The sequence below is a fragment of the Phyllobacterium sp. SB3 genome, from assembly GCF_040009165.1.
Taxonomy (GTDB): Bacteria; Pseudomonadota; Alphaproteobacteria; order Rhizobiales; family Rhizobiaceae; genus Phyllobacterium.
This window is the reverse complement of record NZ_JBDYKI010000005.1, coordinates 97,154-110,946: the sequence shown is the minus strand read 5'-3', so window position 1 is coordinate 110,946 and position 13,793 is coordinate 97,154. Positions and strand designations below refer to the sequence as shown.

Below are 13,793 nucleotides of genomic sequence, written 5' to 3'. Positions count from 1 at the left end.
TGATCCCATGGTGACAGATCAAAGACTAAACCGTTTCGACAATGGAGAGACATTAGCCGAGGCGTTGTCTACTGCTGTTGCGGACCGCCTTGCGGCTGGCTGCGCGGCCAACGGAAAGGCTGTGTTGGCGGTTTCAGGCGGCACGACCCCTGCCCGCTTTTTCAATGCATTGTCGGCCAAAAATCTGCCCTGGGAAAAGATTATGATAACGCTGGTGGACGAGAGATTTGTTCCGCCCACCAGCGAGCGCTCTAATGAGCGTCTGGTACGCGAAGCCTTGCTGCAGAATGCGGCGGCAGGGGCTAATTTTGTCGGTCTCTATCATGAAGCTGGCGATGCCAACGAAGGGGCAGAAATTGCCGCGAAGGAAATCGCCAAGCTCGGACAGCCCTTCGATGTGGTTGTTCTCGGCATGGGCGGCGATGGACACACGGCATCGTTCTTCCCGGGCGGCGACAATTTGAAAGAAGCAATTTTCAAAGAGCAGAAGGCATTGGTTTTGCCGATGTCGGCAGAAAATGCAGGCGAGCCGCGATTGACACTGACATTGCCGGTCATTGTGAGAGCCGGTTTTGTTGCGCTGCATATCGAAGGCGCAGGCAAGATGACAACACTGGAATCAGCGCTCGGCGATGGCAGGATCGAAGATATGCCAATCCGTGCCGTGCTGCGCTATGAGCCGATCGATCTTGAGATTTTCTGGGCGCCGTAAGCGTCCGGATGCGTGATCGCCGGGAGGCTCCCAAACTCCCCGGCAAGCGCTACAAGGAGAGAACACATGACCGTCATGCAACGGGTGAAAAGCATTACAAATCGCATCCGCGAACAGTCAAAGCCGACGCGCGATGTGTATCTCGATCATCTGCGTGAGGCCGCCTCGCGCAAGCCGAAGCGCTCCGCACTCGCCTGCGCCAACCTTGCGCATGGTTTTGCAGCTTGCAGCCCTTCTGACAAGGAAGCGCTGGCAGGTGATGTCGTGCCAAACGTTGGCATCATCACTTCCTATAACGACATGCTTTCCGCACATCAGCCTTTCGAAACCTATCCGAACCTGATCAAACAGGCGGTGAAGGAAGCGGGCGGCGTTGCGCAGGTTGCAGGCGGTGTGCCAGCCATGTGCGATGGCGTGACACAAGGCCAGCCCGGTATGGAACTATCGCTGTTTTCACGCGACGTTATAGCAATGGCAACCGCCATAGGACTTTCGCATGATATGTTCGACTCTGCGGTCTATCTTGGTGTTTGCGACAAGATCGTGCCGGGTCTGGTCATCGGCGCGCTGACCTTTGGTCATCTGCCAGCCGTGTTCATTCCCGCTGGCCCAATGACCACAGGTCTCCCGAATGATGAGAAAGCCAAGACCCGCCAGCTTTATGCGGAAGGTAAAGTCGGACGTGAGGAGCTGCTGGAATCGGAGTCGAAATCCTATCACGGACCCGGCACCTGCACCTTCTACGGCACGGCCAATTCCAACCAGATGCTGATGGAGATCATGGGCCTGCATATGCCGGGTTCATCGTTCATCAATCCGGGCACTCCCTTGCGCGATGCAATGACCCGCGAAGCCGCAAGGCGTGCGCTGGCGATAACGGCGCTCGGCAATGAATTCACGCCTGTCGGCGAAATGATCGACGAGCGTACGATCGTCAATGGTGTGGTCGGCCTGCATGCAACCGGCGGCTCCACCAATCACACGATGCATCTTGTGGCGATGGCGGCAGCAGCGGGCATCAAGCTGACATGGCAGGATATTTCCGACCTTTCCGATGTGGTGCCACTGCTTGCCCGCGTATATCCGAACGGCCTCGCGGACGTGAACCATTTCCATGCGGCAGGCGGCATGGGTTACATCATCCGCGAATTGCTGGATGGTGGGCTTTTGCACGAAGACGTCAAGACGGTCTGGGGCGGCAGCGATGGATTGCGCGCTTATACAATCGAACCCAAGCTTGGCGAGAATGGTACCGTTGTCCGCGCCCCTACTCCCGCCGAGAGCGCCGACAAGAAAGTCCTCTCGACCTGTGCAGCGCCATTTCAGGTGACTGGCGGCCTCAAGATGCTCAAAGGCAATCTCGGCACAGCCGTGATCAAGACTTCAGCTGTAAAGGCTGACCGCCACATTATTGAAGCGCCTGCTCTGGTGTTTGACAGTCAGGCGGCATTGCAGGATGCCTTCAAGGCTGGACAACTCAACCGCGATTTCGTGGCAATCGTCCGCTTTCAAGGGCCGCGTGCCAACGGTATGCCCGAATTGCACAAGCTAACCCCTGCGCTCGGCGTTTTACAGGATCGTGGCCATATGGTTGCGCTTGTAACCGATGGTCGCATGTCGGGCGCATCCGGCAAGGTGCCGGCGGCAATTCACGTGACACCGGAAGCGCTGGACGGCGGAATCATCGGCAAAATCCGCGATGGCGACATTGTAAGGTTGGACGCAGAGATCGGAACGCTGGATGTGCTTGAAGACCCGGCAGTTCTGGCAGCACGCCCCGCTGCGGTAGGCGATATGAGCCATAATGGATACGGCATGGGACGTGAGTTGTTCGCATCGTTCCGCAATGTTGTTGGACGTGCAGACGCAGGCGCTTCGGTGTTTGGACTTTAGTAGCATTGCATGAATGTGTAGACACTACTATATTATGTCTACACACGAGGAATCGCTATGCCACTCAACATTCGCAATGAGGAAGTCAATCAGCTCGCGACAAAGCTCGCGGCTCGCAAACATATTAGCAAGACCGAGGCGGTGAAGATCGCTCTGGAAAAAGAGTTGCTCAGAACGGAAAAAGAAACTCCTTTGCTAAAACGTCTGCAGCCATTGCTTGATGAAATTGCAGCCTATCCCGACACTGGCGTCAAACTAGACAAAGCATTTTTTGACGAACTAAGTGGCGATTACTGATGTTCGTGGATGCCTCGGTCATGGTCGCTATCTTGACCAAAGAACCTGGATATACAGATTTTGTTGCAAAGCTTGACAGTACAAAATCAGAAAAACTGATTACGTCGGTCATTGCCGTATGGGAAACTACCGTCGCACTTTTAAAAAAGACGGGGATATCCATGACCGACTCACAGGCTAGGGTCAGCAAGTTTCTTGCCCTTACCAAAATACAAACGTTGCCCGTAACTAATGACGACTTACCCCGAGCATTGGAGGCGTTTGATCAATACGGACGGCATCGCTACCCCATCAACGATAGAAACAGTTCGCTCAATCTAGCTGATTGCTTCCACTATGCCACAGCGAAATCCCATCGCGCACCAATTTTGACCAAAGATGCTGGTTTTACGCTCACCGATCTCGAGACCATTGGCGTTGCGAAAAATCAATAATTGGTGCGGCGTTCGTCGGAAGGTGAGCGCCCGAATTGAGCGCGGTAGCTCTGCGCGAAATAGGAATGCGATGTGAAACCGGTCGCCAGCGCCACGTCCAAAATTGGCGAATGGGTCTGGCGCAAAAGTTCGCGTGCACGCTCAAGGCGCAGGCTCATGTAATAACGGCCGGGTGTCATATTGAGATGGCGCAGGAATAACCGTTCCACCTGTCGCACGGATAATCCAACCGCCTTGGCCAGACGTACAGCCGATTTAGGCTGCTCAAGATTATCAGCCATAAGTTCAACGATCTTGCGCAGTTTTTCTGACTTGCCCGTGAGGTCACGTTCCGGCCCGATGCGCTGGCGATCCGTCTGTGAACGGATGCGTTCATGATGGAACTGGTTCGCCACTTCGTTGGCAAGCGTCGGACTGAAATCCTGCTTTATGATTTCAAGCATGAGATCAATAGAGGTTGTGCCGCCTGCGCAGGTGTAGCGTTTGCGATCAATCTCGAAGACATTGCCTGTGCATTCGATCTGGGGAAACCGCTCCTGAAAACCGGCGCGATTTTCCCAATGGATCGTGCAGCGATGCCCCTCCAACTGACCCGCTTCGGCCAGAATATAGCTGCCGATATTCAGCCCTCCAAGCGATGCTCCGCGCCGCCCGAGATTGCGAAGAGTTGCAATAACTTTCGGTTTATCGTCGAATTCGGTGGTCAATCCTGCACAAATAAAGAAGATATCGGCAGCCGGAAGATCGGCGAGTGCATATTCCACGTTGATCTGCAGACCGTTTGATGCCGTCACTGCAGCCCCGGTCGCCGAAACCGTTATCCACGAATAAAATAGCTCCTCGGACATGCGATTGGCCGTGCGCATTGTATCGATGGCAGCGGCAAGGCTGAACATCGGAAATTTGTCAACGAGCAGAAAGGCAAAGGTTCTGCCGACCTTGAGTGCTTCGGCCATGCGCTGTTGTAACGGGATTCCCTATTTGAGCAAACTGATCAGAAACGTGGCGGATTTTTGCCCACTGAGCGATAGGCAGCAACAAGCGTCGCTACCATCAGCATGGCAATTGTCATTGGGCCGACACCGCCCGGAACGGGTGTGATTGCGCCTGCAACTTCCGATACGCCTTCAAAATCGACGTCGCCGGTAAGCCGCGTCTTTCCTTCACCTCTCTCCGGTGCCGGAATACGATTCACGCCAACGTCTATGACGGTTGCGCCCGGTTTCACCCAATCGGCTTTGACCATTTGCGATCGGCCTACAGCTGCGACCAGAATGTCTGCAGTCCGGCAAATGCTGGCCAAATCCTGCGTCTTGCTGTGAGCTATGGTCACTGTCGCGTTATGCGCCAACAGGAGATTGAAGATGGGCTTACCCACAATGTTCGACCGCCCGATAACAACCGCATTCAATCCTGACAGGTCTCTGCCATTGATGCGCTCTATCAGCAGCATCACGCCGGTTGGCGTACAAGGGACGAAAGCCGTGCCAATTTCACCCGTGCCAAGTTTTCCGACATTGATGAAATTAAATCCGTCCACATCCTTATCAGGCGAAATCGTCTGGATGATCCGGCCGGAATCTATGTGTTTTGGCAAAGGAAGTTGTACGAGAATGCCATGTATCTGCGGATCGGCATTGAGCTTCTCCACCAGTGCCACGAGATCTTCCTCGGAGGTTTCGGCCGATAATGTATGCTGTTCGGAGTGAAATCCGCACTCGCGCGCCTTGCGACCCTTCGATGCAACATAGACCTGACTTGCAGGATCTTCGCCGACAATCACAACCGCAATACCCGGCGTTATCCCACTATCCTTGATCAGTTCGGCAGCAAATAGCTTGACCTTCGATACCACGTCCTCGGCAATTTCCCTGCCATTGATCGTCACTGCCATGTGCTGCTCCTGGAACTGTACTTCGCGGATTGAGCGCCATTCTCTTGATTTTGCGCCCGAACAATACCGTCAGAACGGCGTTCCCTGACGCAATAGCGAAAGCGATGCAGAACCGCAATGCGATGATACGCAGCAGGGCTTGGCTAAAGGGATGAATCCAAGCATGATCTACTGAAAATTCGAATCCGGGAATCCAAATGCGCTATTCAGCCTTCAGCCTTCTCAAGAATGCCCTCAATGGCAACAAGGACTGGAAACCCGCCTGGCGCAAACCTGATCCGAAGCCTGCCTATGATGTGGTCATCATTGGTGGTGGCCACGGACTTGCAACAGCCTACTATCTCGCCAAGGAACATGGCATTCGCAACATCGCTGTCGTGGAAAAAGGCTGGCTCGGCTCAGGCAATATCGGCCGCAATACCACCGCGATACGTTCCAACTATCTTCTTTCCGAGAACCAGCATTTCTACGAAGCATCGATGAAGTTGTGGGAAACCATGTCTCATGATCTCAATTACAATGTGATGTTTTCACAGCGTGGGGTCGTCAACCTCGCCCATAGCCTGCCGCAACTGGATGTATATGCAAGACGCGGCAACCAGATGCGGTTGAATGGTATTGATGCGGAATTGATGAACCCGGCCCAGATCAAGAAATTGATACCCGGTCTTGATATCAGCAATTCTGCGCGTTTCCCCATTATTGGCGGGTTGATGCAACGTAGCGCAGGTACTGCCCGCCACGATGCAGTCGTCTGGGCCTATGCGCGTGCTGCCGACCAGCTTGGCGTTGATATCATCGAAAACTGTGAGGTAACGAGCTTTCTGAAAGACGGCGACACTGTTACCGGCGTCATGACAACGCGGGGTCCGATCAATGCCAAGAAGGTTGGCTGTGCCGTAGCAGGTAACACCAGCGAACTGATGCGCAGGGCCGGTATCGACCGGCTGCCGCTGGAATCACATGTGTTGCAGGCCTTCGTATCGGAAGCACTGAAACCCGTCGTCGATACGGTTGCCACCTTCGGTGGCGGGCACCTTTATTTCAGTCAATCCGACAAGGGTGGTCTGGTCTTCGGTGGCGATATTGACGGTTACAACTCCTATGCGCAACGTGGCAATCTTCCAGTCGTCGAAGATGTGATGAGCGAATTCGTTGCGCTTATCCCGGCCCTTGCTCGGGTCAAACTACTCCGTTCGTGGGGCGGGATCATGGATATGAGCATGGATGGTTCGCCCATCATAACAACGGGGCCATTGCCAGGCATGTATTTGAATACCGGCTGGTGCTATGGCGGGTTCAAGGCAACGCCTATTTCCGGCAAATGCTTTGCTTGGACAATTGCAAAGAATGAACCACACCCATTATCCGTACCGTTTACGCTTGATCGCTTCTATCGCGGCTATGTCATAGACGATAAAGGGCAAGGCCCGACGCCGAGACTGCATTAGAGCCGGAAGCGGTCAGGCAGTTTGCCGCTCAGCCTCTTCGCGCAGTATTTCCCGCAAGACCGCGATGTCCGCCAGCATATCTTCTATGTTGGAATTATCGTGCTGGCGCGGTGCAAGATGAGCGTCGGCATAGGCATAGAGAAACTCTGCAACAGCCGCTTCGTCTTCCGCAATTTCATCGAGCGCCGCAGAAGCATTGCGGTTTTGCGCACGCTGGATCGCGGCGCGAAGGCGAGATTTCTCTGGCGAAGGCGTATCATTGGCAACCGGAGTTGTCCGCTTTCCATTACTTTCAGGAGACGGGTCCGTAGGCGAAGTTTCGCTACGGTTTCCCGCACGGAAACTCTCTATCATGCCAAGCAGGACGGCTATGCCAAGACCGGCAAAAAGGCCGCCCAACAGCCCTGCAATGGCAACCATCTTGCGCGATCCGCCACTACTTTCAAGCGCTGGTCGCGCTGGCGATATCACACGAATATTGGCGGTGTTTACGCTTTCAAGCTCGCCCGTTTCCTTGGCTCGCAGAAGAAAAGCCTCGTAAACTTCGCGCTTGGCCGCAACTTCGCGGTCCAGTTCGCGCAGCTTGACCATGTCTTCATTGTTTGAAGCCGTCCGGGCTTTCAACTGGTTTAACCGGGCAGTCAATTCCTGTTCCTGCTGCTGGGAACGCTTGAGTTCCGTCTGCACCGAGGAAGCAATCCGCTGCAACTCGTTACGGATTTCAGTGCGAATGCCGCTAACCTGCGACTGCGCCTGAATAAGCTGCGGGTGGCGGGGTCCCAGTTTGGTAGCCAAGCCATCGGCTTGCTGTTTCAAAGCGCCATACTGAGAGCGAAGCGCCACTATGACGCCAGAGCGAAACTCTTCCGGCAATGTATTGCCGAGTACACCATCGACAGATGTGCTGCGGATAGATGCCGCCTGCGAATTCAGCCGGATTGTCTGGTTGCGTGCTGCGGTCAGTTCGTCATTGGTACGCGAGATTTCATCATCACTGATAAGCCGGCCTTGCACATCGACGAGATCATTCTCCGCTTTGAATTTCTGCACGGCATTTTCGGCCTCTTCGACACCGGCACGCAGATCATTCAACCGACCCGTCAGCGCCTCGGTCGCGCGTCGTGCAGTATCCGATTGAATATTGTTCTGCTCCTCGCGGAAGACATCTGACACAGTATTGGCAATAAGCGCGGATTTCTCAGGATCGCGCGAATCCACGGTGATGTTGAAGATGTAATTCTTCGTACTGCGCTCGACATTGAGATGCTCGTACAGATTGCGCAGGAGCAATGTTTCGCGTGTCGTCGCATCGGGAGTGCTATCGGTCGAAAACAGCTCGCGTATGGTAGCAATGAATCCGCGTTCCTTCAGATCGCCATTGAATTCCGGATCTTGGGCAAGCCCGGCCCTGTCAATGACCTTGGTTAGTACACTGCTTGACTGGATAATACGCAGCTGACTTTCAGCGACGGCAAGCGAGGCATCCAGAGGCAACTGGTTCGATGATATTTCCTTGTCGACAATCTTCAGGTCGCGTGGATCAACCAGCACCTCAACTGTTGATGAATAAAGCTTCGGCAGCGTCATCGCATAACCAACGCCCAGCAATGTTCCGATAATTGTTGTTGCGACAATCAACGACTTGGAACGGCCAACCCTGTTGATGACAATACGTGGATCGACCAATGGCCTCCACTCATCGTCCTGATAGGTAGTTTTTTGAGGCTCTGCCCGAACTGGTTGTGGCCGCCGTAAAGGAGCCGATACTGGTTTCTCGAACATCACTGGCTCTGGGGGTAAGGGCTCGGCGATTATGGGGATGGAGGCTGCAGGGGCAGGTTCGTCTTTCGGCAACAGATCTTCATAGGCAGCGGCGGGCATGCGGACTTCACTCTCGGCGGCATCGACACGGCGATTAAGCTCTGCCTTGATCGCAGCCATGTCCGCACGCATACGGTTTATAGCGTCCTGCTGTGCCTCCTCATCGCCGAGATCTTCAGAGGTATCAACCGGCGGAGGTAAAACGTCCGTTTCCGCAGCGAGACGCAAAGTGCGCATTCTGTGATAATGGTCGAGGTTGGTCTCGTTGCGAACCGACGAAGTCGGCTCGACAGGCGTTGTCTGCGCCTCCGGGCCCTGCTCGCTGGCAAACGAGAGAAGCGAGCGCCGCTTTACCGTCTCGTTTTCACGACTAGTCATCCGCAACTGAACTCCAACATCCCGACTCAAATGCGATCAATCGCGGATGCGACATCCACGGTTAATCCAGATTAAACTTCTATGGAAAATAAATCGTTAATGATCATGACGACTCCAAGCTTATAGGGGAGTCATATCGACACGCAATTCATATCCCGTAGCTTCAGCATATCGTCGCAATGTTGCAATTGAAGGGGAAACTTTGCCTCCCTCCAATCTTGCAATCGCAGACTGCGTGGTAGCCATCCGTTTGGCAAGTTCGGCTTGCGATAGTTTTGCTTGGGTTCGCGTACGGATAAGCAGCTCTATCACTGCATATTCCCGATCTGCCTGCTTATAATGTTTGCGAAATTCGGGATCTTTTACATATTTCTTCTTCAGTTCCCCGAGAGTTTTCATATTTCCACCTGCTTCATCCGTTGATAGGCTAGAGCCAGAGCACTTCGTGGTGTCCGCTGCGTTTTTTTTTACGAACACATGTAAAATCACAACTCGTCTTCCCGCGACAGCTATATACAGACCCCGAGCTATTCCTTCCGCTGCCTTGGCGCGAAGCTCCCACAATTTTCCATCAATATGTTTCACATGTGGCTCTCGCATACTATCGAGCCCAATGCTTTCGACCATTTCCATCAGGCGGATTAACCGCGCCTGCAAACCGGGTGGCAATGCGTCCAACTCCGCTTCCGCCGAGCTTAGTACTTCCACAGTCCAATTCATTAAATATAGCCTATATGATATAATTTGAGAATATGCAGCCGAGAAAAATAGGAAGTTAAAATGACAAATGAGCATTTACAACCAGTACAATACCAGCCGTTAAACCTTTTACGATAGATGATGCGAACGTTTTTACGCAGGATATGAAATTGGTCGTTCGGCACATCAAAGCCAATGCGGGGCTCATCCGCGACTATTTCTCGGTGATCAGCGGATCGGCGGGGCGGCTGGTTATATCGCTCGCCTATTTCGTAGCGCTGGCAAACACGCTGACGATTGCAGAGTTTGGACTATTCGCCACCGCATCTGCCACAGGTGTCGTACTTTCGCGGCTTGTATCATTCGGTTTTGTCTCGCCGCTTTATCGTATCTCCACAGTCAAGCCACAACTTATCGGCGCATATACCGGCGGGTTTCTCGCCGCTGTTGTTATATCCCTGCCGGTATTCCTGCTGGCAGCTTACCTAGCTCATCTTGTATTCTTCGGCGCTGACCTGCCCCTTGGAATTTTTGCGGTAATCGTGGCCGCCGAAGCCTTGCTATGGCGCTCGCTTGAAGTAGTGGTCGTCGTCAACAACGGGCTGAACCGTTTTGGTCGTGCAGCACTGCTCGTCACTATCGGTACTGCTTTAAGGGCTGCGGCAGCTGTTCTGTTCGCCTTTTCCAGCGTTACCAATCTTGCCATCTGGAGCTGGTGGTATGCAGGCGCGAATGGCTTTGCCTTGATCATCGCAGTACTTTTTTTCTATCCAAGAGTGCGGTTGCGGCTGGTGCCAAAACTCTACCGCCGCAGGCTCAGCGACTCGTTTGCAGTCACCGGAGCAGAAGTACTTTTCTACGTTCAGTCTGAAATGGACAAACTGCTGGTACTGGCTGTCGGTGGACCACAGACGGCGGGCGTTTATGCAATCATCATGCGTCTCGTCGATCTGACCGCCCTGCCCGTGCGTTCGTTTAACATGATGCTTGTACAAAAGCTCATGCGCACGCCAGACATGCTGAAATCGATGAAGATCCGGGGCGGGCTGGAATTCGGTGTATTTCTTGTGTCTACTTTGGGGCTGGCAGCGCTTGCGCTCTTCCTGCATATTTTTCCGCGAGCGTTGGGCGACAATGTTGCATCTGTCGTTGCCCTTCTGCCGCTGGTTTTACTTGTGCCCGGCTTGCGCAATCTCATCGAATATCAAGCCGAAATTTTGTACGCGCGCGGTCAGTCTGGTTTACGGGCTATCAATCTTGCAGTGCTCGGAATTATAAAAGCCGGGCTGTTATCCTGGCTATTGGTGACATTTCTGGAGGTAAATGACTGGCTGATCTGGCTGAACGCCATGTTTGCTGTCATCTACTTTGCTTCTACGCTACTCACCTACAGAGCTATCAAAAAACCAGCACGCCGGGTTTAGAAGAACAGCTTGCGTATACGATCCGTGCCGTCACCGAGAAATGACTGGATGCCAATGGCAACCTGATAAGGCGCCATTTCCTCAACGAACTTTACCAATTCGGCATCGGTCGGTGCAGGTGCTGACCAATGGATTCGGCAGAACTCCCTGCCATCATGATAATGGCCTTTGACCTTCAATACTTCATCTACATAGCGGCCATAAATCATGCATTCTGAAAACTTGCGTGTGCGGCCGATGGCAGCCACCCAATGCCTGCCACTACGCTTTTCTATGAGATCACACATGCCAATTACGGAATCGCGCCGCCAGGCAATCAACGTTCCGATGTAATCGTGCCCGGCAGGATTGACTGGAGTAATCCCGAGCAGATTTCCGGCGTTTCCCGACCAGATGAGTTGATCACCGGGAACCGGTCGCAGGAGGTCGCCATCGCGGCGAAACAGACGCATTTCTTCTTCATGCCAGAATTGCGAGCAATCGAATGGCTTGAGAAAAGTCACATCGGAATCGATGTAGATAAGTGCATCGTCGTCCGTATGTTTGGCGATTGCGATACGCCGGAACTGCTGCATGTGCCAGCCGCGTAGTGGCATGGTTCTTGGCGACAGCCAGATACGCCGGCGACCGAAATTCGTCGGGTCTGGAAATGGCCTTATCCAACCCGGCAACAGATCACTTTCGTCAATAACGATGCGATTGGACGTTTCGAGTTGTTTAAACAAGGCAACATCGCGATGTTCGACAAGAATGTAATGCTTGGTATAGCCCGTCACAAAACGGTCAATGGTCTCGCACAGCAATTGGCAGCGCCGAAAATCCGGCGCATAACTTGCTGTGACCAATGCATTCTTCAATTGCGACCCCTCAATTTTGCTCGCATAACGCGTAACAGAAAAAGCGGGTTGCCTACAATATAGCGCCGCCATAAACGTGCCGGCTCCTGAGCCAGACGATAAAGCCATTCAAAGCGTAGTTTTTGGACAAGAGGTGGCGCGCGCGGCACGACACCAGCCATGAAATCAAACAATGCACCAACGCCAAAGGCAAGCGTGCAGTGCTCTGGCGAAAGCCTTTGCGCCATGAACATTTCCTGACGCGGAACGCCCATCGCCACAAGAAGGATGTGAGGAGCGAAGTCTTTCAATGATTGCAGAACATCCGACTCATTGTTCGCACTAAAAAACCCGTCGCTAATCACGCGAATGTCATGCTGTGGAGCAATTTCCTTGAACCTGTCTGCTGCTTTTTGAACGACATCCGGTTTCGCACCAATAAGCCCGACACGCAGCGGATTGGTTTCGGCTTGCAATATGGCGGGGGTGAAATCCGTACCGTTCAAATTGGCTGGAAACGACGAGCCATGCAGAATTTTTGAAGCGATATCGACACCGATACCATCGGGAAGAACCAGAAAACTTTCCAGCGCTTTGCGAAACCCGGCGTCCGTCTGGGCAACATTTGCGTTATGGGCATTAAGCCAGGTGACCAGTGTGAATTTCTTGTCTGAAATACGATTGCGCATCAGATCAATGGCATCCTGCCATGGCAGAGCAACGACAGGAACGCCGAGAATGGAGCGGCGGATGAGCGGGGCGGTTTCGCTCATTTCCCCGTCTGAACCCGGTCGAGGCCAAGTTTGATCTGGCGATCAAACCGCGCACGCTGTGCCGCCCGGAAGGCCTCACCGGAGCGGGTCATATCCTCACCACCCCGAACTCTATCAACCATTTGATTGACAGCTTTGGCGAAGGCAACCGGATCATCCGCCACAACGCAATTATCCGGCACATCGGCAATACCGCGCACGGAAAGCGCCGTTGCAACACTTGGCAGGCCAAGTTCGAAAGTTTCGATTGTCTTTAACTGCACGCCGGTCCCCGCGCGGCTGATGAGCGGGATCACCGCACAACTGCGAACGAAATCCGTTGCATCCGGCACGCGTCCCGCAAAATTGACCTTTGGCCATGCAGCTTTAAGATCGGCTGGAGTACTACCTGCAACCGTTATGCCAATATCCTTGTCGAGGTGCGGTGCAACCTCGCGCAAAAACCATTCCAGGCCGATCCGATTGGGTTGCCATGTCCATGTGCCGATCAATCCGAGATCACGTTCAATCTTGCGATCTGACATTTTGGTGGTGTCTGCTTCTGTCACCAGCGGTAGGGCTGTTGCACGTCCGGTTGTCTCAAGTTGCAACGCCGTGATGTCTTCGTCGGCCAAGGTAAAGACAAATGATGCGCTGTCGCACAGGCGCTTTTCCAATCCGGCCAAAAGCCGGGACTCACGACTGAACAGATATTTCTGCACAATACTTGTAGCTGCATCGGCATTTTCGCGTGCCGAGCGGTGCTCGACATTATGTGCGATGAATATTTGCGGCTTACCCGTAAAGCAATCCTCGAAAGCACCTGCGAGAGCAACGCCATTCAGCACATAGGCATCAAACGGCTCAGCCGAAGCCAGTGCTTCCTTGAATTTTTCTTTGGTGATAATGCGCAACTTGACTGAAGATACGGTCAAGCCAGCGAGCACGGCTTTACCCAGCCAACGCAGTTTCTGACTGAAACTTGCCGTGTCGTTGCGGACGTCGACCTCACCTAAAAGGATGGTATTCTCCGGGTCGAGAGGTGCGCTTCCGGGCCAGACAAAGCCTATTACAGTGACTTTCACACCAGCACGCCTCAGCCCATCGATAATTGCCTTGTTGGCGATCTCGTATCCAGTGGCCGGTTTACCGTCGGGGACGATAGAGGTGACAAAAACTATGTGCATGCAGACTCATTATCG

At 53.4% G+C, this 13,793-nt stretch carries 13 protein-coding genes; 6 read left to right on the top strand and 7 right to left on the bottom strand.

Going from position 1 to position 13,793, the window contains the following annotated elements; translation table 11 throughout:
* The first annotated feature begins 7 nt into the window (after nucleotides 1-7).
* The 4 genes from pgl (at nucleotide 8) to ABKW30_RS19310 (ending at nucleotide 3,336) form a co-directional block, all read left to right on the top strand.
* Nucleotides 8-712, top strand: a complete 705-nt coding sequence (gene pgl, locus ABKW30_RS19325; protein ID WP_348600553.1) for a 6-phosphogluconolactonase — start codon at nucleotides 8-10, stop codon at nucleotides 710-712.
* A gap of 66 nt (nucleotides 713-778) precedes the next feature.
* Nucleotides 779-2,605 carry a phosphogluconate dehydratase gene (edd, locus tag ABKW30_RS19320; RefSeq protein WP_348600552.1) on the top strand — a complete coding sequence of 609 codons (1,827 nt, stop codon included), beginning with the start codon at nucleotides 779-781 and terminating at the stop codon, nucleotides 2,603-2,605.
* A 57-nt stretch (nucleotides 2,606-2,662) separates the two neighbouring features.
* Complete coding sequence (locus ABKW30_RS19315) at nucleotides 2,663-2,902, top strand: type II toxin-antitoxin system VapB family antitoxin (protein ID WP_348600551.1); 240 nt, start codon at nucleotides 2,663-2,665, stop codon at nucleotides 2,900-2,902.
* Nucleotides 2,902-3,336 carry a type II toxin-antitoxin system VapC family toxin gene (locus ABKW30_RS19310; RefSeq protein ID WP_348600550.1) on the top strand — a complete coding sequence of 145 codons (435 nt, stop codon included), beginning with the start codon at nucleotides 2,902-2,904 and terminating at the stop codon, nucleotides 3,334-3,336. Before ABKW30_RS19315 ends, ABKW30_RS19310 begins: the two co-directional genes overlap by 1 nt.
* Here ABKW30_RS19310 and ABKW30_RS19305 read toward each other — a convergent pair.
* Together ABKW30_RS19305 and ABKW30_RS19300 are read right to left on the bottom strand one after the other, a co-directional pair.
* Nucleotides 3,330-4,292: a GlxA family transcriptional regulator gene (locus ABKW30_RS19305; RefSeq protein ID WP_348600549.1), complete on the bottom strand. Its 963-nt coding sequence runs from the start codon at nucleotides 4,290-4,292 to the stop codon at nucleotides 3,330-3,332. The two genes, ABKW30_RS19310 and ABKW30_RS19305, sit on opposite strands and share 7 nt — an antisense overlap.
* A 38-nt stretch (nucleotides 4,293-4,330) precedes the next feature.
* Nucleotides 4,331-5,230 carry a bifunctional methylenetetrahydrofolate dehydrogenase/methenyltetrahydrofolate cyclohydrolase gene (locus ABKW30_RS19300; protein WP_348600548.1) on the bottom strand — a complete coding sequence of 300 codons (900 nt, stop codon included), beginning with the start codon at nucleotides 5,228-5,230 and terminating at the stop codon, nucleotides 4,331-4,333.
* 197 nt (nucleotides 5,231-5,427) lie between these two features.
* Between ABKW30_RS19300 and ABKW30_RS19295 the strand changes: the two genes are divergently transcribed.
* A complete protein-coding gene (locus ABKW30_RS19295; RefSeq protein WP_348600547.1) occupies nucleotides 5,428-6,681 on the top strand; it encodes a sarcosine oxidase subunit beta family protein in 1,254 nt (417 codons plus the stop codon).
* Nucleotides 6,682-6,693: 12 nt separating this feature from the next.
* On the opposite strand, the gene ABKW30_RS19290 is transcribed toward ABKW30_RS19295, so the two are convergent.
* Nucleotides 6,694-8,880: a GumC family protein gene (locus tag ABKW30_RS19290; RefSeq protein WP_348600546.1), complete on the bottom strand. Its 2,187-nt coding sequence runs from the start codon at nucleotides 8,878-8,880 to the stop codon at nucleotides 6,694-6,696.
* 120 nt (nucleotides 8,881-9,000) lie between these two features.
* On the bottom strand, nucleotides 9,001-9,558 hold the full coding sequence (locus tag ABKW30_RS19285) for a type II toxin-antitoxin system RelE/ParE family toxin (protein WP_348600545.1): 558 nt from the start codon (nucleotides 9,556-9,558) through the stop codon (nucleotides 9,001-9,003).
* A gap of 191 nt (nucleotides 9,559-9,749) precedes the next feature.
* On the opposite strand from ABKW30_RS19285, the gene ABKW30_RS19280 reads away from it, so the two are divergent.
* Nucleotides 9,750-11,003 (top strand): lipopolysaccharide biosynthesis protein, encoded by a 1,254-nt coding sequence (locus ABKW30_RS19280; RefSeq protein ID WP_348600544.1) that lies wholly within the window; start codon nucleotides 9,750-9,752, stop codon nucleotides 11,001-11,003.
* On the opposite strand, the gene ABKW30_RS19275 is transcribed toward ABKW30_RS19280, so the two are convergent.
* The 3 genes from ABKW30_RS19275 to ABKW30_RS19265 are packed head-to-tail and all read right to left on the bottom strand — an operon-like array spanning nucleotide 11,000 to nucleotide 13,778.
* Complete coding sequence (locus ABKW30_RS19275) at nucleotides 11,000-11,860, bottom strand: DUF6492 family protein (protein ID WP_348600543.1); 861 nt, start codon at nucleotides 11,858-11,860, stop codon at nucleotides 11,000-11,002. The two genes, ABKW30_RS19280 and ABKW30_RS19275, sit on opposite strands and share 4 nt — an antisense overlap.
* A complete protein-coding gene (locus ABKW30_RS19270; RefSeq protein WP_348600542.1) occupies nucleotides 11,857-12,612 on the bottom strand; it encodes a WecB/TagA/CpsF family glycosyltransferase in 756 nt (251 codons plus the stop codon). The genes ABKW30_RS19275 and ABKW30_RS19270 overlap by 4 nt, the downstream gene beginning before the upstream one ends.
* Nucleotides 12,609-13,778, bottom strand: a complete 1,170-nt coding sequence (locus ABKW30_RS19265) for a glycosyltransferase family 4 protein (RefSeq protein WP_348600541.1) — start codon at nucleotides 13,776-13,778, stop codon at nucleotides 12,609-12,611. Before ABKW30_RS19265 ends, ABKW30_RS19270 begins: the two co-directional genes overlap by 4 nt.
* Nucleotides 13,779-13,793: the final 15 nt, after the last annotated feature.